Source organism: Leclercia sp. 29361 (assembly GCF_011290365.1).
In the GTDB taxonomy this organism is placed as follows: domain Bacteria; phylum Pseudomonadota; class Gammaproteobacteria; order Enterobacterales; family Enterobacteriaceae; genus Enterobacter; species Enterobacter tamurae.
Genome location: NZ_CP049786.1, coordinates 1349270 through 1370679, shown reverse-complemented (window position 1 = coordinate 1370679; position 21410 = coordinate 1349270). Strand labels below are relative to the sequence as shown.

Below are 21410 nucleotides of genomic sequence, written 5' to 3'. Positions count from 1 at the left end.
AGCCCGGTGGCGCTAGCGCTTACCGGGCCTACGAAAACAACAAAACGGCAACCAGGTTGCCGTTTTTGATGATTATGCGTTTTTCAGCACTTCACTCACAATTTCAACCGCTTCTTTCTCGATCAGCTGGCGGTGTTCGTCGCCGAGGAAGCTTTCACAGTAGATTTTGTACGCGTCTTCAGTGCCGGATGGACGCGCGGCGAACCAGCCGTTCTCGGTCATCACCTTCAGGCCGCCGATGGACGCACCGTTACCTGGTGCTGCCGTCAGACGGGCAGTGATCGGGTCACCTGCCAGGGTGCTGGCGCTGACCATTTCCGGTGACAGCTTAGACAGCGCCGCTTTCTGTGCCGACGTGGCAGAGGCCTGCAGACGGTTGTAGCTCGGGGCACCAAAACGGGCTGCCAGCTCGTTGTAATGCTCCTGCGGGTTCTTACCGGTAACGGCAGTGATTTCCGCCGCCAGCAGGCACATGATGATGCCGTCTTTGTCGGTAGACCACGGGGTGCCGTTGAAGCGCAGGAAGGACGCGCCCGCGCTCTCTTCGCCGCCAAAGCCGAAGCTGCCGTCGAACAGACCGTCAACAAACCACTTGAAGCCAACCGGCACTTCCACCAGCTTGCGGCCCAGGTCGTTAACCACGCGGTCGATCATCGCGGAGGAGACCAGGGTTTTACCCACGGCAACCTCTGCGCCCCACTGTGGACGATGCTGGAACAGGTAGTTGATGGCTACCGCCAGGTAGTGGTTCGGGTTCATCAGGCCGGCAGGCGTGACGATGCCGTGACGGTCGTAATCCGGGTCGTTGGCAAAGGCGAGGTCAAACTTGTCGCGCAGCGCCAGCAGGCCCGCCATCGCGCACTCGGAGGAGCAGTCCATGCGGATCGCGCCATCTTTATCGAGGTGCATAAAGCGGAAGGTCTGATCGACGTGATCGTTCACGATGGTCAGATCCAGCTTGTAGTGTTCGGCAATACGTTTCCAGTATTCGATACCGGAACCGCCGAGTGGATCGACGCCCAGCTTCAGACCGGCTTTCTGGATCGCCGCCATATCGACGATATCCGCCAGCCCTTCAACAAACGGCTGCACCAGATCCTGCTCTTTCACATGGCCGGAGGCCATCGCCTCGTCCAGGGAGATGCGCTTCACGCCGTTCAGGCCGTCGGCCAGCAGGGCATTGGCACGATCTTCCACCACTTTGGTGACGTTGGTGTCAGCCGGGCCGCCGTTCGGTGGGTTGTACTTGATGCCACCATCTTCCGGCGGATTGTGGGATGGGGTGATCACAATGCCATCCGCCTGTGCGCCGCCTTTCTGGTTATGCACCAGAATGGCGTTAGAGACCGCAGGAGTTGGCGTATAGCCGTTGTTTTCCTGAATCACAACGTCCACGCCGTTGGCCGCCAGCACTTCCAGCACGGAAATAAAAGCGGGCTCTGACAGGGCGTGGGTATCTTTACCTACGTAGCACGGACCGGTGATGCCATTTTTGGCACGCTCTTCCGCGATGGCCTGAGCAATGGCCAGAATATGCGGCTCGTTAAAGCTGTGGCGTACCGCACTGCCGCGGTGCCCGGATGTACCAAACTTCACTGCGTGTTCTGCGTTACCCACTTCCGGCTTCAGCACGTAGTACTGGGCGGTAAGCTGGGCGACGTTAATCAAATCGCTCTGTTGTGCAGGTTGACCCGCACGATTGTGATTTGCCATTGCCTGGTCCTTCTGATGCAAGGGTTAAATAGTGCCGCAAACCTTATCAGTCAATTCCGCCGGGAACTGCATGGACTGCATGATGTGTTCGATCATGCTGCGCTTGCGTCCGGTGTTGGTATTGGTGATCACCCAGTACGGCGTACCAGGCAGGTGCTTGGGCTTAGTTTGATTGCCATTCTGTAACAGCGTTTGCTCGTCAGCCGCGAAATAGACGCGGGTGCGACCGTGGAGAGACTCCGTCGCGTCGGCAAATGCGTTGTTATCCAGTGAATAGAGTGTAGTCAGCACCAGCATAAAGCGGTTAACGGCTTTCTTCTGCTCAGCATATTCGTCAGAAAGCAGCAGTTCGCGCATCGCACGCACTTTGTCTTTTACCGGTGACAGCGGCTTTTCCTGCGCGACAGCAGCGGGCTGGCGCGTTTCTTTAATGGCCGGAGCGGCAGACTGGGAGGCGGCGGCAATTTTCAGCATGCGCCGTAAAATGTCGGACGCGCTCTCACCGATATGCCGCGTCTGGCTGGCGATATACTGATAAAGCTCGTCATCAACTTCGATTGTTTTCATCTTAATCCAGTGCGATATCTTATCTGAATACAAGTCGTTGGGAGTATAAGGTCAAAACCCAACAGCGGATAGCGTCAAGCCAGAATGGCGGCAAAAGTCAGAATTAACTGTTTCCTTGCAGCCGGGCGGCAGAATGGTCAACATGATACCCTAACCTGACATACGTAAAAAAAGAACTTTGCCATGAAATTGAATACCCGAGCGCAATCTGCACAATCGCCGCACAATAATTCTCCCATCGTCCTGGTGCATGGCCTGTTTGGCAGCCTGGATAACCTTGGCGTGCTGGCACGGGATCTGGTGACCGACCACGCGCTGCTGCAGGTGGATATGCGCAACCACGGTCTGTCGCCGCGCTCGGCAGAGATGACCTACGCCGACATGGCCCAGGATCTGCTGGATACGCTGGATGAGCACAATATTGAAAAGGCGATCCTGATAGGTCACTCGATGGGCGGCAAAGCGGTCATGGCGCTGACGGCCATAGCCCCGGAGCGGATTGCCGGGCTGGTGGTGATCGACGTAGCCCCAGTGGATTACGACGTACGCCGCCACGATGAGATCTTCGCCGCTATCAACGCCGTCACCGACGCCGGGGTCAGCACCCGCCAGCAGGCCGCGGCGCTGATGCGTGAACATCTGGATGAAGAGGGCGTGGTGCAGTTCCTGCTGAAATCCTTCGTCGACGGCGCGTGGCGCTTCAACGTGCCGGTTCTCTGGGATCAGTATGACCAGATCGTCGGCTGGCAGCCGGTCCCGGCGTGGCCGCACTCTACCCTGTTCATCACTGGCGGCAATTCCCCGTATGTCACCGAAGCGTACCGCGATGCGCTGCTGGCGCAATTCCCTCAGGCCAAAGCGCATGTTATTGCCGGGGCCGGACACTGGGTTCATGCTGAAAAACCGGACGCGGTGCTGCGCGCTATCCACCGTTACCTCGCTGACATCAATAATTGATTAAAAAGAGAGCGACTGGTCGCCACCAGGCCTCCAGTCGTTGGCGTGCCGTTGTCGGTGATGTATGATGGCGCGCTTATCGCCCGGGCATTAGCAGGGTGTCTTGTTTCCCCCGAAGTCTCAGAATCATGGCCAAAGAACACACGGACCGCACGACAATAGATCTGTTCGCGAATGAGCGTCGCCCGGGACGACCGAAAACCAATCCGCTATCGCGTGATGAACAGCTGCGCATTAATAAGCGCAATCAGCTTAAACGCGATAAAAGTCGTGGGCTTAAACGCGTCGAGCTGAAACTGAATGCTGATGCCGTCGATGCGCTGAATGAGCTGGCGAATGCCCGTGATATCAGCCGCAGTGAGCTTATCGAAGAGATGCTGATCGCGCAGCTCGAGAAATGGCACGGCAAAGCGTAAGTCAGAAAACTCCCCTTCTTGTTGCTTTCATGTAGCACAGAGTGCAGTCCTGCGTGATAGCAGTTTCCGCAGGCTTCTCTGTTCTGCTATGATTGCCCTTATCCGTGGCTAAATTGCGCCACCATACCATTAAGTATCAAGAGGTTATTTTACTCATGGCAATCATCGGCATTTTTTTCGGCAGCGACACGGGTAACACCGAAAACATCGCAAAAAACATTCAAAAACAGTTAGGTAAAGACGTTGCCGATGTGCATGACATTGCGAAAAGCAGCAAAGAAGATATCGAAGGTTACGATATTCTGCTGCTGGGCATCCCGACCTGGTATTACGGTGAAGCGCAGTGTGATTGGGACGACTTCTTCCCGTCTCTGGAAGAGATCGACTTTAACGGCAAACTGGTGGCTCTGTTCGGCTGTGGCGATCAGGAAGACTACGCAGAGTACTTCTGCGATGCCCTCGGCACCATTCGCGACATCATTGAGCCACGCGGCGCGGTGATTGTGGGCCACTGGCCAACCGCCGGTTACCACTTCGAAGCCTCTAAAGGTCTGGCCGATGATAACAACTTCGTGGGTCTGGCTATCGACGAAGACCGTCAGCCGGAACTGACCGCTGAGCGTGTGGACAAATGGGTTAAACAAATCCGCGAAGAACTGCACCTCGACGACATCCTCAATGCCTGATGATGTCGCGGCGCAACGTGAAAGTTGCGCCGCATTGATAGGTAATTCCAATCAAAATAATTGCTACAAATTTTTAACTTTTGCTGCCATACCTGTACAATGATCCAGGAGTTAACGGGGAACCTTGTAACAACTTTGTTGGCGGTACCTCGTTTTTATAAGCATACTTTACTTGAGACTTGCAGTTTTCATTACGTCATGGCAGTTCTATAATGAGACGCATTATCCCAGGTGCATTTTCTGTCACTTCTTCTTTAGAAGTGAATCGTTTAGCAACAGGACAGATTCCGCATGACTGACAACAACACCGCATTAAAGAAGGCCGGACTGAAAGTCACGCTTCCACGGTTAAAAATCCTGGAAGTGCTTCAGGGTCCGGATAACCATCATGTCAGTGCGGAAGACTTATACAAGCGTCTGATCGACATGGGCGAAGAGATTGGTCTGGCTACCGTTTACCGTGTACTGAACCAGTTCGACGATGCAGGCATCGTCACGCGTCATAATTTCGAAGGCGGTAAATCCGTGTTTGAACTGACGCAGCAGCATCACCACGATCACCTGATTTGCCTCGACTGCGGCAAAGTGATCGAATTCAGCGATGATTCCATCGAATTACGTCAGCGCGAAATTGCTGCACGTCACGGCATTCGTCTGACCAACCACAGTCTGTACCTGTACGGCCACTGTGCCGAAGGCGACTGCCGCGAAAACGACCACGCGCACGACACGAAGTAATCTCTGCATCGACACTGAGCCAACCTGACGGTTGGCTTTTTTTTGCCTTTTTACAGGCAATAAAAGAGCCCGGTGGCGCTACGCTTACGCGGGCCTACGGGCTCAGTTCCGGCAGTTTGCACCACCGGGCGTGGCAAACAGCAGATTACTTCGCGTTGTTGCTGCGGATCTCCTGCCAGATTTTATCGCAGTTTTTGGTCACGTCCTGATTGTTACCCGTTTTACGCGCCTGAATACAGGCCTGGTAATCCGCCACTCTGACGGTTTCCTGGGTCGCAAACTGTTCGTGTGCCTTCTCCTGGCGCAGTACGTCCAGCACGCTCTGGCAGGCCTCGAGCTTTTCTGGCGAACCTTCAGCGGTATTGATGCACGCGCTGTAAGCCTCTTTCAGACGCATGTCTTCTTTCTGGGTCTGGGGTTGTGCGCAGGCGGCCAGTCCTGATGCCAGCACCGCGACCAGTACGATTTTTTTCAGCATAACGCTCTCCAGTCAGGCGGGGAATTCCCCGCCTGGATTGTCATCAGAAGATGGTGAATGGGGCGATAACCATAAACTTCACGTCACGCTCATCCTGGAAGATATTGCCGTAGCCGCCGCCGTAGCTTGGGATATCGGAATGGTTGTCATACTGCGTGAAGTGCAGTTTGAACATAGTCCCTTTCGCGCGGCCATCCTGAAGGGTGTAGATCGCATCCAGGCTGTAGGCCGATTCCTTGATCTTGTTCGAGGCGATATCTTCACGCTGACCGGCACTGTTGATTAACCAGTCGGCCGGTTTCGCATCCCAGGCGTAGACATAAGACGCGCCAACGCTCCAGCCCGCCAGATTCCAGTTGCTCAGATCGTACATGGCACCGAAGAAGACCGCTTTTTCGCCGTTGGCGTTAAAGTCGGAGCGATTATCCCACCACACGTCCAGACGACCGTTGGAGGACGCATAGGTTGGGGTCATACGCTGCAGGAAGTAACCCTGCTGCCCTTCCGCCTTGACGTAAGTCCCTTCCAGACGTAAATCGACCTGCCCGACTTTGTAACCCAGAGTCAGCGCCTGTAGCCACGCCGTACCGTCGTAGATATCGTTCACGGTGCCGCTGTCGGCTTTATCACGCGTGCCGTAGAACTGATAGGTGGTAGAGAGCGGACCGCCGACGATATCCAGCTTATAGCTGGCTTTGGCAAAGTACTGATCGATGAAGCCTTCAGCCTGACCAAAAGCGGCTTCCAGGATCAAGTTATTTTTGAAATCGTACTTCGCGCCGAAGGAGTGGAGATAGTCGACGCGGGTTTTTCGGTCATTCTGATAGAACTTGTCCATCTCGAGATGCCACGGCGCTTTGTACTCGTTGGTCCACATATAAGAGAAGCTCAACGCACCGCTATCGCCGTAGTCAAAGTTGGCCCCGGCTTCGGCACCCTGATAGGTACCCGGCATAAAGCTCCAGTGCGGCGCTAACAGGGTTTGACCGGTTGGCTGTAACCAGCCACCGCGCGCCCAGGCCGGACCGTATTTAAATTTCGCTGCCGCTTTATACAGGCTGATCCCGCTCTTATCGCCGGACCAGTCCTCTTTATAGGCTTTGTTGCTGGATGAGAAAGCGATTTCGTTCGGGTGGCCGCTGTCGCCGTTTTCCGCCATTTCGATGGCAGTGAAGGCAGCCAAATCAAGGCCGAACATGTCAGCGGCATAGCCGGACTGGAAATCAAGGTTGGCGTTCCAGGTGGAGTGAGCGAGGTTAGTTTTATATTTATCTGACTCAACATCTTTACGGTCACGTTCACGCTGCCAGTAATAGATACCGCCCGTGAGGGTTGAATCATCAATGAAACCTTCGGCCTGAGCTTCCGGAGAAACCATCCAGCCTGACATTGCTGTAACACCGGCGATAGCCAGCGCAAGCGTACTACGTTTGCCACTAAACGTACGCATAATTAATCCTCTTTGACGTATTAAAAGCGCCTAAAACGGCGAAAAACAAAAAAGTTAAAAATGGAGGTAAGCGGAAATACCCGCTTACATCTCCTGCCCTTAGACTATTTTTCGCGACGCGAATTATCAATGCTTTTCAGCGATCAAAAGTCAGGATTATGACAAAGCGCACATATTTGGTTGCGGTTTGTAACAAAGAAAATGAGGAAGAATATTTATTTAAAATAATCTTCAGAATGAGCGATTTATTTTTAATAAATAAAGATTACATACCCTGCCCGACCGTATTAGCGATTAATTTGCGAAAAGGAAGAGAAAGCGAACCGTTTTAAGAAACAGAATTAATTCGCAACGCGAAGATTTAAAAGACTAACGGCTTATGGCAGGCCAAAAAAAACGCCGCAGTGCGCGGCGTTTTTTACAGGAAAAAGGGAATTATTCGCCCGCTTTCGCCCAGGTATCACGCAGACCGACGGTGCGGTTAAATACCAGTTTGTCGGCGGTGGCATAGCGGCTGTCGAGGCAGAAGTAGCCTTCGCGCTCGAACTGATACGCATGACCGGCAACGGCAGCTTTCAGGGATGGCTCGGCAAAGCCCTGCTTGATCACCAGTGAATCCTGGTTAATCACCTGCAGGAAGTCCTCGGCGGCACCCGGGTTTGGCACGCTGAACAGACGATCGTACAGGCGGATTTCAACCGGCAGCGCATGAGCCGCGCTCACCCAGTGGATAACACCTTTCACCTTGCGACCGTCGGCTGGATCCTTGCTCAGGGTCTCAGCATCGTAGGTGCAGAAGATAGTGGTGATAGTGCCTTCTGCGTCTTTTTCGACACGCTCGGCTTTGATCACGTAGGCATTACGCAGACGCACTTCTTTACCCATCACCAGACGCTTGTACTGCTTGTTGGCTTCTTCACGGAAGTCAGCACGATCGATCCAGATCTCGCCGCTGAACGGCACGTCACGGCTGCCCATCTCCGGCTTGCTCGGATGGTTCGGCATGGTCACCAGCTCGCTTTCGCCCTGCGGGTAGTTTTCGATAACCAGTTTTACCGGATCGATAACCGCCATGGCGCGTGGTGCATTGTCGTTCAGATCTTCGCGAATACAGGATTCCAGCGACGCCATCTCGATGGTGTTGTCCTGCTTGGTCACGCCGATGCGTTTGCAGAACTCACGGATGGATGCCGCGGTATAGCCACGACGACGCAGACCAGAGATGGTCGGCATACGCGGGTCATCCCAGCCTTCAACGTGCTTGTCAGTGACCAGCAGGTTCAGCTTACGCTTGGACATCACGGTGTATTCCAGATTCAGACGAGAGAACTCGTACTGACGCGGATGCACCGGAATAGAGATGTTATCCAGCACCCAGTCGTACAGGCGACGGTTGTCCTGGAACTCCAGGGTACAGAGCGAGTGGGTAATGCCTTCCAGCGCATCGCTGATGCAGTGGGTGAAGTCGTACATCGGGTAGATGCACCACTTGCTGCCGGTCTGGTGGTGATCGGCAAACTTAATGCGGTACAGCACCGGGTCACGCATCACGATAAACGGCGAAGCCATATCGATTTTAGCGCGCAGACAGGCTTTACCCTCTTCGAAGCCACCGGCACGCATTTTTTCAAACAGGGCCAGGTTCTCTTCCACGCTGCGATCGCGGTACGGGCTGTTTTTACCCGGCGCGGTCAACGAGCCGCGGTATTCGCGGATTTCGTCAGCGGAAAGCTCGTCAACGTAGGCCAGGCCTTTGTTGATCAGCTCAACGGCGTAGGCGTATAGCTGGTCAAAATAGTCAGAGGAGTAGCAGATGTCGCCAGACCAGTTGAAGCCCAACCATTGCACGTCGTTCTTAATGGACTCTACGTATTCGATGTCTTCTTTAACCGGGTTGGTGTCATCGAAACGCAGGTTGCATTGACCCTGATAGTCCTGCGCAATGCCGAAGTTCAGGCAGATCGATTTCGCATGACCAATGTGCAGGTAGCCATTTGGCTCCGGCGGAAAACGGGTATGAACAGTGGTGTGCTTACCAGTGGCCAGATCTTCATCGATGATCTGACGAATAAAGTTGCTTGGGCGGGCTTCAGCCTCACTCATCGTGGATTCCTCAAAGCGTAAACGACGTATAACGGCATATGATCTTATAAGCCGGGCGTAGTGACAACCTTTAGTTACGTGAAAAAGGTCTGTGGAGAGAATAATCGGGGCGATTGCTGCAAAAAAAAGCGGCGGGGATATCCCCGCCGCTCAGGCATTAACGCTAACTCAGGAGCACTTACTTGCCTTTAATTTCATACAGTGGTGTCTGACCGGCAACAACCTGACCCTGCGCCTTGATGACCAGGCCGCTGAAGTCATCGATGTTGCTGCAGACAACCGGGCTGATCATGGAGCGGGCATTGGCGTTCAGGAAGTCGAGATCCATTTCCAGCACTGGCTGGCCGGCAACCACTTCGGCACCCTCTTCAACCAGGCGCTTGAAGCCCTGACCACCCAGTGCCACGGTATCAATACCCATGTGGACCACGATCTCCGCGCCTTTCTCCGTTTCCAGGCAGAACGCATGGTTGGTGTTAAAGATTTTGACGATAGTACCGGCTGCCGGGGAGACCACGGTTTTATCCGTTGGTTTTACCGCTACACCATCGCCTACTGCTTTGCTGGCGAAGGCTTCATCAGGCACCTGCTCCAGGGCAACCACGTCTCCGGTCACTGGCGAAACCAGCGCAGCGATGGTGGTGGTATTGGCAACAGCCTGTGGCTTAACGGCGGCAGGTGCTGCGACTGGGGCAGAGGTCGCTTCAGCAGCGGCAACCGGGCCGGTGGTTTTCATTGCGTTAGCGATTTTCTCAGCCACGAAGCCGACGATGATCTGCACGCTGGTTTTGTTCAGGCGGATAACGCCAGAAGCACCCAGGCGTTTCGCCATCGCTTCGTTAACCAGAGAAGAGTCTTTCACGTTCAGACGCAGACGGGTGATGCAGGCATCAATACCGGTCAGGTTGTCGGAACCGCCGACTGCCGCGATGTACTGACGCGCCAGACCGGAAACGTCTTCCGTCGCGGTGCCGCTCACGTTCACATCCTGACCATCCGCTTCGCTACCGGCAACCGCCAGCTCACGACCCGGGGTCATCAGGTTGAATTTGGTGATGGTGAAGCGGAACACCACATAGTAGATAGCGAAGAACACCAGACCTTGTGGGATCAGCATGTACCAGTGTGTTGCCAGTGGGTTACGTACCCAAAGCATCATATCCACCAGACCTGCGCTGAAACCAAAGCCTGAAATCCAATGCATACTTGCCGCGATAAACACAGAAATACCGGTGAGCACTGCGTGGATGAAGTACAGTACTGGCGCCACGAACATGAAGGAGAATTCCAGCGGCTCGGTGATACCGGTGAAGAAGGCCGCGAATGCGCCCGCCATCATAATACCCAGTACCTTCGCTTTATTCTCAGGACGCGCGCAGTGGTAGATAGCCAGCGCCGCACCCGGCAGACCGAACATCATAATTGGGAAGAAGCCCGCCTGGTAACGACCTGTAATACCGATTTCTGCTTTACCAGCGGCAATCGACTGTGCACCGCCAAGGAAGTTAGGGATATCGTTGATACCTGCAACGTCAAACCAGAATACGGAGTTCAGCGCGTGGTGCAGACCGACCGGGATCAGCAGACGGTTGAAGAACGCATACACGCCCGCACCGACGGAACCCAGCTTCTGGATGTGCTCACCGAAGTTCACCAGACCGTCGAAGATCATCGGCCAGATGTACATCAGAATGAAGGCCACAGCGATCATCACGAAGGAGGTCAGGATCGGCACCAGACGACGACCGCTGAAGAAGGAGAGTGCTTTTGGCAACTCAACGCTACTGAAGCGGTTGTACAGTTCAGCGGAGATGATACCCACCAGGATACCCACGAACTGGTTGTTGATCTTACCGAACGCTGCAGGAACCTGGTCCGCAGGGATCTTCTGAATCATCGATACCGCAGCCGGGGAGCAGAGCGTGGTCAACACAAGGAAGCCCACAAAGCCGGTCAGTGCCGCAGCACCGTCTTTATCTTTGGACATACCATAAGCCACACCGATGGCGAACAGTACGGACATGTTATCGATAATGGCGGCGCCCGATTTGATTAACAAAGCAGCCAGGGCGTTATCACCACCCCAACTTACCGGGTCAATCCAGTAACCGACACCCATCAATATTGCTGCTGCAGGCAGCGTGGCGACCGGCACCATTAAGGCGCGACCAACCTTTTGTAAATAACCTAAAATGCTCAATTTATTCCCCCTATGAGACCCCGTTAACGGTGTGTTCTCAGCTGTGTTTTTATTGTGTCACTAACTTATACATACAGTTGATGATTCACTGGCTGATTGAGTGTGTGGAAAATTAATTCGTATCGCAAATTAAAAGCGTACTTTTTGTGAGTTTTGTCACCAAATATTGTTTATCACCCTCCCCTCTACTGGCAAACTGCCAAAACTTATTTTATGATACGAAAAATCAAGACGAATTGCCCCCTCTCGGTGTGAACCAGGTTAGTCTTAATCATGCCCGGACAAGCAATCCGCCAACTTTTATGAAAACTTCAGAGGTGAATAATGAGACTGATCCCCCTGGCAACTGCAGAACAAGTCGGTAAATGGGCTGCCCGCCATATCGTAAACCGTATCAATGCGTTCAAACCGACTGCCGATCGTCCTTTTGTACTCGGCCTGCCGACCGGTGGCACACCTCTTACCGCCTATAAAGCATTGGTTGAGATGCATAAATCGGGCCAGGTAAGTTTCGAGCACGTTGTCACCTTCAACATGGATGAGTACGTTGGTCTGCCAAAAGATCATCCGGAAAGCTACCATAGCTTCATGCACCGTAACTTCTTTGATCACATTGATATTCAGCCGGGAAATATTAACCTGCTGGATGGCAATGCGCCGGATATTGACGCTGAATGCCGTCATTATGAAGAAAAAATCCGCGCGTACGGCAAAATTCATCTGTTCATGGGTGGCGTAGGCAACGACGGTCATATCGCGTTTAACGAACCGGCCTCTTCTCTGGCGTCCCGTACCCGTATCAAAACCCTGACCCATGACACCCGTGTGGCAAACTCCCGTTTCTTTGATGGCGACGTGAACCAGGTGCCAAAATACGCCCTGACCGTTGGCGTGGGTACCCTGCTGGATGCGGAAGAAGTGATGATTCTGGTGCTGGGCGGCGTGAAAGCGCAGGCGCTGCAGGCCGCGGTTGAAGGCAACGTCAACCATATGTGGACCATCAGCTGCCTGCAACTGCATCCGAAAGCGGTGGTGGTGTGCGATGAGCCGTCCACCATGGAACTGAAAGTGAAGACGCTGAAATACTTCAACGAATTAGAAGCAGAAAACATCAAAGGTCTGTAATGTTACGCCGCCCCTGTTCTCAGGGGCGGGATGCTATTTTTATACCGGGGGTCGTTATGTATGCTTTAACCCACGGTCGGATTTATACCGGCCATGAAATTCTGGATGACCATGCGATTGTGATCGCAAATGGCCTGATTGAACGTGTCTGCCCACTGGCCGAGCTGCCGGCGGAAATAGAACAACGCTCGCTCAATGGGGCAGTCATCTCCCCCGGTTTTATCGACGTACAGCTTAACGGCTGTGGCGGCGTGCAGTTCAATGATACAGCGGAAGCCGTTACGGTTGAGACGCTGGAGATTATGCAGCGCGCTAACGAAAGATCGGGCTGCACCAGCTACCTGCCGACGCTGATCACCACCAGCGACGATCTGATGAAACAGGGCATTCGCGTGATGCGTGAATACCTGGCGAAATATCCGCACCAGGCGCTGGGCCTGCACCTTGAAGGTCCGTGGCTGAATATCGTCAAGAAAGGCACCCATAACCCGAGCTTTGTGCGTAAACCTGACGACGAGCTGGTCGATTTCATGTGCGCCAATGCGGATGTGATCACCAAAGTGACCCTGGCGCCAGAGATGGTTGACCAGGACGTCATTCGCAAGCTGGCGGGCGCAGGCATTGTTGTCTCTGCCGGACACTCCAACGCCACGCTGAAAGAGGCCAAAGTCGGCTTCCGTGCCGGTATCACTTTCGCCACCCATCTTTATAACGCCATGCCGTACATCACCGGGCGCGAACCGGGTCTGGCCGGGGCGATTTTCGATGAGCCGGACGTCTACTGCGGCATCATTGCCGACGGGTTACACGTCGACTATGCCAACGTGCGTAACGCCAAACGCCTGAAAGGCGACAAGTTGTGTCTGGTTACCGATGCCACAGCACCAGCAGGGGCAAATATTGAACAGTTCATTTTTGCTGGTAAAACAATATACTACCGGAATGGACTGTGTGTGGATGAGAACGGAACCTTAAGTGGTTCGGCTCTGACCATGATCGAAGGCGTGCGCAATCTGGTGGAACATTGCAGCATTGCCCTGGATGAAGTGCTGCGTATGGCAACCCTGTACCCAGCACGCGCGATTGGCGTGGACAAGCAGCTGGGCAGCATTGCCCCGGGCATGGTGGCTAACCTCACCGCATTCACACACGATTATAAAATCATCAAGACCATCGTTAATGGTAACGAGGTCGTCACAGAGTAAGTAAACGTATGACACCTGGCGGACAAGCTCAAATTGGTAACGTTGATCTGGTAAAGCAGCTGAACAGTGCGGCGGTATATCGACTGATCGACCAGCATGGACCCATCTCGCGGATCCAGATTGCAGAACAGAGCCAGCTTGCCCCCGCCAGCGTGACGAAAATTACCCGCCAGCTCATTGAGCGCGGGCTGATCAAAGAAGTGGATCAGCAGGCCTCCACCGGGGGCCGTCGCGCTATCTCGATTGTCACCGAAACCCGCAATTTTCACGCCATCGGCGTGCGCCTTGGCCGTCATGATGCCACCCTGACGCTGTACGATCTGAGCAGCAAAGCGGTTGCTGAAGAGCACTATGCCCTGCCGGAACGCACCCAGGAGACGCTTGAGCATGCCCTGCTCAACGCCATCGAGCTGTTTATCGACTCCTGCCAGCGCAAAATTCGCGAGCTGATCGCCATCTCGGTGATCCTGCCCGGACTTGTGGACCCCGAAAGCGGTGTGATCCGCTATATGCCGCATATTCAGGTCGAAAACTGGGGGCTGATCGACGCTCTCGAAAAACGCTTCGCCGTAACCTGTTTTGTGGGTCACGATATCCGTAGCCTGGCGCTGGCTGAGCACTACTTTGGTGCGAGCCAGGATTGTGAAGACTCTATCCTGGTGCGCGTTCACCGCGGTACAGGGGCCGGGATCATCTCCAACGGACGCATTTTTATTGGCCGGAACGGCAACGTCGGCGAGATAGGCCACATTCAGGTCGATCCGCTGGGCGAGCGCTGTCACTGCGGCAACTTTGGCTGTCTGGAAACGGTGGCCGCCAACGCCGCCATCGAGCAGCGTGTGCGTCATCTGCTGGAGCAGGGATACCAGAGCCGCGTTACCCTGGACGACTGTAAAATCAATGCCATCTGTAAAGCCGCCAACAAGGGCGACGCGCTGGCCAGCGAAGTGATCGAACAGGTTGGCCGCCACCTAGGCAAAACTATCGCCATCGCCATCAACCTGTTTAACCCACAAAAAGTGGTGATCGCGGGCGAAATTACCGAAGCCGAAAAAGTGCTGCTGCCCGCCATCGAGGGGTGCATCAATACCCAGGCGCTGAAGGCGTTTCGTCAGAATCTGCCCGTGGTTCGCTCCGCGTTAAATGACCGGTCGGCGATTGGTGCCTTTGCGCTGGTAAAACGCGCCATGCTTAACGGTATCCTGTTGCAGCGTTTGCTGGAAAGCTGACAGCGTTTTATAGTGTCGCCTTCTTTTTTTGATGCCGGGAAGTTCATGACCATTAAGAATGTTATTTGTGATATCGACGGCGTGCTGATGCACGACAACGCTGCCGTGCCGGGCGCAGCCGAATTTCTTAACCGCATCATGGAACAAGGCATGCCGCTGGTTCTGCTCACCAACTTCCCGTCGCAGACCGGGCAGGATCTGGCGAACCGTTTTGCGACTGCCGGTATCGATGTGCCCGACAGCGTCTTCTACACCTCGGCAATGGCTACCGCCGATTTTCTGAAGCGTCAGGAAGGCAAAAAAGCTTATGTAGTGGGAGAAGGTGCACTGATCCATGAGTTATATAAAGCAGGCTTCACCATTACCGACGTCAATCCCGATTTCGTCATCGTGGGTGAAACGCGCTCCTATAACTGGGAGATGATGCACAAGGCAGCGTTCTTCGTCGCCAGCGGCGCCCGCTTTATCGCCACCAACCCGGATACCCACGGCCGCGGTTTTTATCCGGCCTGTGGCGCGCTCTGTGCCGGTATCGAGAAGATGACCGGACGCGTGCCGTTTTATGTCGGTAAGCCCAGCCCGTGGATCATTCGCGCGGCACTCAACAAAATGCAGACCCACTCCGAAGATACGGTGATCGTGGGCGACAACCTGCGCACCGATATTCTGGCTGGCTTCCAGGCGGGGCTGGAGACTATCCTGGTGCTCTCAGGAGTATCGACCCTCGATGATATTGATTCGATGCCGTTCCGGCCGAGCTGGATTTACCCCTCGGTCGCGGAAATCGATATTCTGTAGCCTGAAACCACGTCCCCGGACGTGGTTTTTTCATTTTGTAGCGGCAAAAACAGCGCCGCGTCTAAACAAAATCGTCATTCATTGAATAATCCTCAATAAATGCGTCCTGTCTGTACGCTTTTTTCAACATTCGGCAATGACCGTTGCACTTTTTCTCTTTTACCCGGCAAAACGCTTGCCGCTCCTCCCCTTTTGCGGCATTTTCATAAGCAAGCAACATCACACTGCAACAGGGTTAATGGAGAAGGTTATGTGTTCAATTTTCGGCGTACTGGATATTAAAACTGACGCAGGCGAACTGCGTAAAAAAGCACTGGAGTTATCCCGTCTGATGCGCCATCGCGGCCCGGACTGGTCCGGTGTATACGCCAGCGATAAAGCGATTCTGGCCCATGAGCGTCTGTCGATTGTGGACGTCAACGCCGGTGCCCAGCCGCTGTATAACGAGAAGAAAACCCATGCCCTGGCGGTCAACGGTGAGATCTACAACCACCAGGCGCTGCGCGCAGAATACGGCGAACGCTATGCCTTCCAGACCGGTTCTGACTGTGAAGTGATCCTCGCCCTGTACCAGGAAAAGGGCCCGGAATTCCTTGATGAACTGCAGGGGATGTTTGCCTTCGCTCTCTACGACAGCGAAAAAGATGCGTATCTGATTGGCCGCGACCACATCGGGATCATCCCGCTGTATATGGGTCACGACGAATTCGGCAACTTCTACGTGGCCTCAGAGATGAAAGCCCTGGTGCCGGTATGCCGCACCATTAAAGAGTTCCCGGCAGGCAGCTTCCTGTGGAGCAAAGATGGCGAGATCCGCTCTTACTATCAACGCGACTGGTTCGATTACGATGCCGTTAAAGACAACGTTACCGACAAAGCTGAGCTGACTCAGGCCCTGGAAGAGGCGGTAAAAAGCCACCTGATGTCAGACGTGCCTTATGGCGTGCTGCTCTCCGGCGGTCTGGACTCGTCTGTTATCTCGGCGATCACCAAAAAATATGCGGCGCGTCGCGTGGAAGATCAGGAGCGTTCCGAAGCCTGGTGGCCGCAGCTGCACTCCTTCGCTGTCGGTCTGGAAGGATCTCCGGATCTGAAAGCCGCGCAGGAAGTGGCCAACCACCTCGGCACCGTGCACCATGAGATCCACTTTACGGTGCAGGAAGGGCTAGATGCGATCCGTGACGTAATCTATCACATTGAAACATATGACGTGACGACCATCCGCGCCTCCACGCCGATGTACCTGATGTCGCGTAAAATCAAAGCGATGGGCATCAAGATGGTGCTGTCCGGTGAAGGCTCTGACGAAGTATTTGGCGGCTATCTCTACTTCCACAAAGCGCCGAACGCCAAAGAGCTACACGAAGAGACGGTACGTAAGCTGCAGGCGTTGCACATGTTTGACTGCGCCCGTGCCAACAAAGCGATGTCTGCCTGGGGCGTGGAAGCGCGCGTACCGTTCCTGGATAAGAAATTCCTCGACGTGGCCATGCGTATCAACCCGCAGGATAAGATGTGCGGCAACGGCAAGATGGAAAAACATGTCCTGCGTGAATGCTTTGAATCTTACCTGCCGGCAAGCGTGGCATGGCGTCAGAAAGAGCAGTTCTCTGACGGCGTAGGTTATAGCTGGATCGACACCCTGAAAGAGGTGGCCGCGAAGCAAGTTTCCGATCAGCAACTGGAAACCGCCAGCTTCCGCTTCCCGTACAACACGCCGGGTTCGAAAGAAGCCTATCTGTACCGTGAGATCTTCGAAGAGCTGTTCCCGCTGCCAAGCGCAGCAGAGTGTGTTCCGGGCGGCCCTTCCGTTGCCTGCTCTTCTGCAAAAGCCATTGAGTGGGATGAAGCGTTCAAAACCATGAACGATCCATCAGGTCGTGCCGTGGGTGTGCACCAGTCTGCTTATAAATAAGCAAAAAGCGTTTCCATGAGGCCCTGCGGGGCCTCTTTTTTTGCCTCGCGTTTTGCTGGACAAAAACGATTAATAACCAATAATTGCCGAATATTCGGCCACGCTGTTCGCAACCTAACCAAACAGTCACATTCCAGACATTTTCGTTGAAAAAGGTGTTGACGCTGCAAGGGTCTATACGCATAATGCGCCCCGCAACGCCGATAAGGTAACGCGAAAAAAAGATGGCTACGTAGCTCAGTTGGTTAGAGCACATCACTCATAATGATGGGGTCACAGGTTCGAATCCCGTCGTAGCCACCATCTTTTTTGCGGGAGTGGCGAAATTGGTAGACGCACCAGATTTAGGTTCTGGCGCCGCAAGGTGTGCGAGTTCAAGTCTCGCCTCCCGCACCATTCCCATAAAAGCGTTGCACGGATGGGGTATCGCCAAGCGGTAAGGCACCGGTTTTTGATACCGGCATTCCCTGGTTCGAATCCAGGTACCCCAGCCATATTTCTTCGATTTTGCGGTTCTCCGCGGTTATTGGGGTATCGCCAAGCGGTAAGGCACCGGTTTTTGATACCGGCATTCCCTGGTTCGAATCCAGGTACCCCAGCCATCGAAGAAAGCAGTACTGGCTACGTAGCTCAGTTGGTTAGAGCACATCACTCATAATGATGGGGTCACAGGTTCGAATCCCGTCGTAGCCACCATATTAGTAATTTATCGATTCTGTCGGTAAACTAAAAAAAATTGTTGGGGTATCGCCAAGCGGTAAGGCTCTGGTTTCTGATACCAGCATTCCGAGGTTCGAATCCTCGTACCCCAGCCAATTTAAAAGTCGTTAGATGTTTATTGTTTAACGCAATTGGGGTGTCGCCAAGCGGTAAGGCACTGGTTTCTGATACCAGCATTCCGGGGTTCGAATCCCTGCACCCCAGCCACACTAAAAAAGCTCGCTTCGGCGAGCTTTTTGCTTTTCTGCGTTTCCAGAATGTAAATGCCGGGTGGCGGCTTCGCCTTACCCGGCCTGGAAATGTTTTAAAGTCCTAAGGCGTACTTCAACGCCTGACGTTTCAGCCCGCCGGCGCGCTGCGCCGCCATTAATCCCACATTACGCAGGACGCGTAGCGGCCCCAGATCGTTGCTGAACCCGGCGTAAAACAGATCCATCCCCGACTGCATAATGAAGTTGTCCGCCATCCGTCGGGTCTGATACCGCTTAAGCACCTGATGGCTGGCCCAGGCTTCGCCGTGGTTGCGGGCATTGTTGAGGACATCTATCAACGCGTCGACATCGCGATAACCAAGATTAACGCCCTGCCCGGCCAGCGGATGAATAGTGTGCGCCGCGTCACCCACCAGCGCCAACCCTTCCTGCGCATACTGCAGCGCATGACGGCGCGTCAGCGGGAAGGCCCCGGCAGCGACCGGTGTGATTTTACCCAGACGGGCCGGGAAATGGTGGGCGATTTCGCGCTGCAACTGCTCCATCGACAGCCCCTGCAACTGGCGAATGCGCGCCGGGGTGTCGTACCATACCAGTGACGCCCAGTTGTCGAACAGCGGTAAAAAAGCGTGCGGGCCATTCGGGGTAAAATGCTGCCAGGTGCTGTCGCCCGGATCGTTCTCACAGGCAACGGTGATCAGCATGCAGGATTGTTGGTAATGCCAGGCGTGAATGCCGATCCCGGCCAGCTCCCGTACCCGGGAATTGGCCCCGTCGGCGCCCACCAGCAGTTTCACCGCCAGCTGCTCACCGCTATCCAGTTCGATCAGGTGCTGCTCGTTATGGCGGTGCACATGTTTGATCGACGCGGGGACGCGCAGCGTGACCTGGGGATGCGCCTCCAGCGCCTGCCAGAGCGCGTGCTGCAGAACCGTATTTTCCACCATATATCCCAGCAGGGGGAGTTTGAGCTCCGCGGCGTCAAACACCACATGGGCATTTTCCCACTCCCAGGTCTCCAGGCGGCGATAAGGGTGCGCGCGCATCGCCAGGATGGCATCCCACACGCCCAGCCCGCGAAGCAGATCGACCGAGGCGGCGCTGATGGCAGAGATGCGTACATCCGGTTGCTGAGAGGCGTCAAAAGCAGGCGGTGCCGCCTGTTCGATAACCGTTACCTCGAACCCGTGTTGCGCCAGCCCCAGCGCCAGCGCCCCGCCGACCATACCGCCGCCGACGATGGCGATCCCGGTTTGTTGGATAGTCATGGTCATTTGTCCTTATTTGAGAATCCCTTAAGTTTACCGGATTTTTTCGCCTTGGGTCCGGGAACCTTCATACTGGTCACAACCGCACCAAAGCATTACAATACGCGCCCTGCAATCCTGAGCACGAGCAAGTCGATGACAAAAAAACTCCATATAAAAACCTGGGGCTGTCAGATGAACGAGTACGATTCATCAAAGATGGCCGATCTGCTGGATGCCACCCATGGGTATCAACTCACCGACGTGGCGGAAGAGGCAGACGTGTTGCTGCTGAACACCTGCTCGATCCGTGAGAAGGCGCAGGAGAAAGTCTTTCACCAGCTCGGTCGCTGGAAGCTGATCAAGCAAAAACGACCGGACGTGATCATCGGCGTCGGCGGCTGTGTCGCCTCCCAGGAAGGCAAGCTGATTCGTCAGCGCGCGCACTATGTCGATATTATTTTTGGTCCGCAGACCCTGCACCGCCTGCCGGAGATGATCAACTCCGTACGCGGGACCGGCCAGCGCAAGGCGATCATCGACGTCAGCTTCCCGGAAATCGAAAAATTCGACCGTCTGCCGGAACCGCGCGCGGATGGCCCGACCGCCTTCGTCTCCATCATGGAAGGCTGCAACAAATACTGTACCTACTGCGTGGTGCCTTACACCCGCGGTGAGGAAGTCAGCCGTCCTTGCGACGACATCCTGTTTGAAATTGCTCAGCTGGCGGCGCAGGGCGTACGTGAAGTGAACCTGCTCGGGCAGAATGTGAACGCCTGGCGCGGCGAGAATTATGACGGCAGCACCGGCTCTTTTGCCGACCTGCTGCGTCTGGTGGCCGCCATCGACGGCATCGACCGTATTCGCTTCACCACCAGCCACCCGATTGAATTCACCGATGACATCATCGATGTCTACCGCGATACACCGGAGCTGGTGAGCTTCCTGCATCTGCCGATCCAGTGTGGTTCTGACCGCGTGCTGAACCTGATGGGCCGCACCCACACCGCGCTGGAATATAAAGCGATTATCCGCAAGCTGCGTGACGCCCGCCCGGATATTCAGATTAGCTCAGACTTTATCGTCGGCTTCCCGGGTGAAACGGACGAGGATTTCGAGCGCACCATGAAGGTGATTGGCGATGTGAATTTCGACGTGAGCTACAGCTTCATCTTCTCGGCACGTCCGGGAACGCCTGCCGCCGATATGGTTGATGACGTACCGGATGAGGTGAAAAAGCAGCGTCTGTATATTCTGCAGGATCGCATTAACCAGCAGGCCAACGCCTGGAGCCGTCGGATGCTCGGCACCGTGCAGCGCGTACTGGTCGAAGGCACTTCACGTAAGAGCATCATGCAGCTCTCTGGCCGTACCGAGAACAACCGCGTAGTGAACTTTGAAGGAACGCCGGATCTGGTCGGTAAGTTCGTTGATATCGAGATCCTTGAAGTGCTGACCAACTCCCTGCGCGGAAAACTGGTGCGCACCGAAGAGGAAATGGGTCTGCGTATCGCCGAGTCACCCGAATCAGTGATCGCCCGTACCCGTAAAGAAAGCGATCTGGGCGTCGGCGTTTATCAGCCATAATGCCTGTGGCCTGCCATTTCTGGCAGGCCTTGTTTTCCCCTCTTCTCTCCCCCATATCCTTCGC

General features: G+C 54.6%; 17 protein-coding genes and 7 tRNA genes. 17 read left to right on the top strand and 7 right to left on the bottom strand.

Translation table 11 applies throughout. From position 1 onward, the window contains the following. Positions 1-72: 72 nt before the first annotated feature. Positions 73-1713, bottom strand: coding sequence for a phosphoglucomutase (alpha-D-glucose-1,6-bisphosphate-dependent) (pgm, locus tag G7090_RS06440; RefSeq protein WP_106992357.1), 1641 nt, complete (start codon positions 1711-1713; stop codon positions 73-75). A 24-nt stretch (positions 1714-1737) separates the two neighbouring features. Further along, the gene (gene seqA / locus G7090_RS06435; protein ID WP_142488699.1) at positions 1738-2280 is read right to left on the bottom strand and encodes a replication initiation negative regulator SeqA; all 543 of its coding nucleotides are present in this window, start codon (positions 2278-2280) and stop codon (positions 1738-1740) included. A 183-nt stretch (positions 2281-2463) separates the two neighbouring features. On the opposite strand from seqA, the gene ybfF reads away from it, so the two are divergent. The 4 genes from ybfF (at position 2464) to fur (ending at position 5077) form a co-directional block, all read left to right on the top strand. Continuing rightward, positions 2464-3237, top strand: a complete 774-nt coding sequence (gene ybfF, locus G7090_RS06430) for an esterase (RefSeq protein ID WP_166181870.1) — start codon at positions 2464-2466, stop codon at positions 3235-3237. Positions 3238-3365: 128 nt separating this feature from the next. Then, the gene (gene ybfE / locus G7090_RS06425) at positions 3366-3653 is read left to right on the top strand and encodes a LexA regulated protein (protein ID WP_106992354.1); all 288 of its coding nucleotides are present in this window, start codon (positions 3366-3368) and stop codon (positions 3651-3653) included. A 155-nt stretch (positions 3654-3808) separates the two neighbouring features. Continuing rightward, positions 3809-4339, top strand: a complete 531-nt coding sequence (gene fldA / locus G7090_RS06420; protein WP_181247199.1) for a flavodoxin FldA — start codon at positions 3809-3811, stop codon at positions 4337-4339. A gap of 291 nt (positions 4340-4630) precedes the next feature. Further along, positions 4631-5077 (top strand): ferric iron uptake transcriptional regulator, encoded by a 447-nt coding sequence (gene fur, locus G7090_RS06410; protein WP_106992353.1) that lies wholly within the window; start codon positions 4631-4633, stop codon positions 5075-5077. A gap of 145 nt (positions 5078-5222) precedes the next feature. Here fur and chiQ read toward each other — a convergent pair whose 3' ends face one another. The 4 genes from chiQ to nagE form a co-directional block, all read right to left on the bottom strand. After that, positions 5223-5555 (bottom strand): ChiQ/YbfN family lipoprotein, encoded by a 333-nt coding sequence (gene chiQ, locus G7090_RS06405; protein WP_207630100.1) that lies wholly within the window; start codon positions 5553-5555, stop codon positions 5223-5225. A gap of 43 nt (positions 5556-5598) precedes the next feature. Then, complete coding sequence (gene chiP / locus G7090_RS06400; RefSeq protein ID WP_106992352.1) at positions 5599-7005, bottom strand: chitoporin; 1407 nt, start codon at positions 7003-7005, stop codon at positions 5599-5601. Between the two features lie 435 nt (positions 7006-7440). Next, complete coding sequence (gene glnS / locus G7090_RS06395; RefSeq protein WP_166181869.1) at positions 7441-9108, bottom strand: glutamine--tRNA ligase; 1668 nt, start codon at positions 9106-9108, stop codon at positions 7441-7443. Between the two features lie 178 nt (positions 9109-9286). Further along, positions 9287-11308 carry an N-acetylglucosamine-specific PTS transporter subunit IIBC gene (gene nagE, locus G7090_RS06390; protein ID WP_166181868.1) on the bottom strand — a complete coding sequence of 674 codons (2022 nt, stop codon included), beginning with the start codon at positions 11306-11308 and terminating at the stop codon, positions 9287-9289. A 324-nt stretch (positions 11309-11632) separates the two neighbouring features. Here nagE and nagB point away from each other — a divergent pair, with 324 nt between their 5' ends. The 12 genes from nagB to G7090_RS06330 all read left to right on the top strand — a co-directional run bounded on the left by nagB (position 11633) and on the right by G7090_RS06330 (position 18507). Then, positions 11633-12433: a glucosamine-6-phosphate deaminase gene (gene nagB, locus G7090_RS06385; RefSeq protein ID WP_106992348.1), complete on the top strand. Its 801-nt coding sequence runs from the start codon at positions 11633-11635 to the stop codon at positions 12431-12433. A gap of 56 nt (positions 12434-12489) precedes the next feature. Further along, positions 12490-13638 (top strand): N-acetylglucosamine-6-phosphate deacetylase, encoded by a 1149-nt coding sequence (nagA, locus tag G7090_RS06380; protein WP_166181867.1) that lies wholly within the window; start codon positions 12490-12492, stop codon positions 13636-13638. Positions 13639-13646: 8 nt separating this feature from the next. Continuing rightward, positions 13647-14867 (top strand): N-acetylglucosamine repressor, encoded by a 1221-nt coding sequence (locus G7090_RS06375; protein ID WP_106992346.1) that lies wholly within the window; start codon positions 13647-13649, stop codon positions 14865-14867. Between the two features lie 45 nt (positions 14868-14912). Further along, positions 14913-15665 (top strand): HAD-IIA family hydrolase, encoded by a 753-nt coding sequence (locus tag G7090_RS06370; protein WP_166181866.1) that lies wholly within the window; start codon positions 14913-14915, stop codon positions 15663-15665. A gap of 250 nt (positions 15666-15915) precedes the next feature. Continuing rightward, positions 15916-17580, top strand: coding sequence for an asparagine synthase B (gene asnB, locus G7090_RS06365; RefSeq protein ID WP_166181865.1), 1665 nt, complete (start codon positions 15916-15918; stop codon positions 17578-17580). 226 nt (positions 17581-17806) lie between these two features. Beyond that, a tRNA-Met gene (locus G7090_RS06360) sits at positions 17807-17883 on the top strand. A gap of 8 nt (positions 17884-17891) precedes the next feature. Further along, a tRNA-Leu gene (locus tag G7090_RS06355) sits at positions 17892-17976 on the top strand. Between the two features lie 23 nt (positions 17977-17999). Further along, positions 18000-18074: transfer RNA gene (locus tag G7090_RS06350), tRNA-Gln, on the top strand. 33 nt (positions 18075-18107) lie between these two features. Further along, positions 18108-18182 (top strand) — tRNA-Gln (locus tag G7090_RS06345). 17 nt (positions 18183-18199) lie between these two features. Further along, positions 18200-18276: transfer RNA gene (locus G7090_RS06340), tRNA-Met, on the top strand. A gap of 44 nt (positions 18277-18320) precedes the next feature. Beyond that, positions 18321-18395: transfer RNA gene (locus G7090_RS06335), tRNA-Gln, on the top strand. Positions 18396-18432: 37 nt separating this feature from the next. Next, positions 18433-18507, top strand: a tRNA-Gln gene (locus tag G7090_RS06330). Positions 18508-18604: 97 nt separating this feature from the next. Here the strand turns inward: G7090_RS06330 and ubiF are convergent. After that, positions 18605-19780, bottom strand: a complete 1176-nt coding sequence (ubiF, locus tag G7090_RS06325; RefSeq protein WP_166181864.1) for a 3-demethoxyubiquinol 3-hydroxylase — start codon at positions 19778-19780, stop codon at positions 18605-18607. Positions 19781-19915: 135 nt separating this feature from the next. On the opposite strand from ubiF, the gene miaB reads away from it, so the two are divergent. After that, positions 19916-21346: a tRNA (N6-isopentenyl adenosine(37)-C2)-methylthiotransferase MiaB gene (gene miaB, locus G7090_RS06320; protein WP_166181863.1), complete on the top strand. Its 1431-nt coding sequence runs from the start codon at positions 19916-19918 to the stop codon at positions 21344-21346. Positions 21347-21410: the final 64 nt, after the last annotated feature.

Excerpts from the sequence above, each read along its gene's own strand:
- fur (WP_106992353.1), top strand. The coding sequence starts at position 4,631 with ATGACTGACAACAACACCGCATTAAAGAAGGCCGGACTGAAAGTCACG.
- ybfE (WP_106992354.1), top strand. The coding sequence starts at position 3,366 with ATGGCCAAAGAACACACGGACCGCACGACAATAGATCTGTTCGCGAAT.
- nagA (WP_166181867.1), top strand. The coding sequence starts at position 12,490 with ATGTATGCTTTAACCCACGGTCGGATTTATACCGGCCATGAAATTCTG.
- pgm (WP_106992357.1), bottom strand. The coding sequence starts at position 1,713 with ATGGCAAATCACAATCGTGCGGGTCAACCTGCACAACAGAGCGATTTG.
- G7090_RS06375 (WP_106992346.1), top strand. The coding sequence starts at position 13,647 with ATGACACCTGGCGGACAAGCTCAAATTGGTAACGTTGATCTGGTAAAG.
- seqA (WP_142488699.1), bottom strand. The coding sequence starts at position 2,280 with ATGAAAACAATCGAAGTTGATGACGAGCTTTATCAGTATATCGCCAGC.
- ybfF (WP_166181870.1), top strand. The coding sequence starts at position 2,464 with ATGAAATTGAATACCCGAGCGCAATCTGCACAATCGCCGCACAATAAT.
- ubiF (WP_166181864.1), bottom strand. The coding sequence starts at position 19,780 with ATGACTATCCAACAAACCGGGATCGCCATCGTCGGCGGCGGTATGGTC.
- fldA (WP_181247199.1), top strand. The coding sequence starts at position 3,809 with ATGGCAATCATCGGCATTTTTTTCGGCAGCGACACGGGTAACACCGAA.
- miaB (WP_166181863.1), top strand. The coding sequence starts at position 19,916 with ATGACAAAAAAACTCCATATAAAAACCTGGGGCTGTCAGATGAACGAG.
- asnB (WP_166181865.1), top strand. The coding sequence starts at position 15,916 with ATGTGTTCAATTTTCGGCGTACTGGATATTAAAACTGACGCAGGCGAA.
- chiP (WP_106992352.1), bottom strand. The coding sequence starts at position 7,005 with ATGCGTACGTTTAGTGGCAAACGTAGTACGCTTGCGCTGGCTATCGCC.
- glnS (WP_166181869.1), bottom strand. The coding sequence starts at position 9,108 with ATGAGTGAGGCTGAAGCCCGCCCAAGCAACTTTATTCGTCAGATCATC.
- chiQ (WP_207630100.1), bottom strand. The coding sequence starts at position 5,555 with ATGCTGAAAAAAATCGTACTGGTCGCGGTGCTGGCATCAGGACTGGCC.
- nagB (WP_106992348.1), top strand. The coding sequence starts at position 11,633 with ATGAGACTGATCCCCCTGGCAACTGCAGAACAAGTCGGTAAATGGGCT.
- G7090_RS06370 (WP_166181866.1), top strand. The coding sequence starts at position 14,913 with ATGACCATTAAGAATGTTATTTGTGATATCGACGGCGTGCTGATGCAC.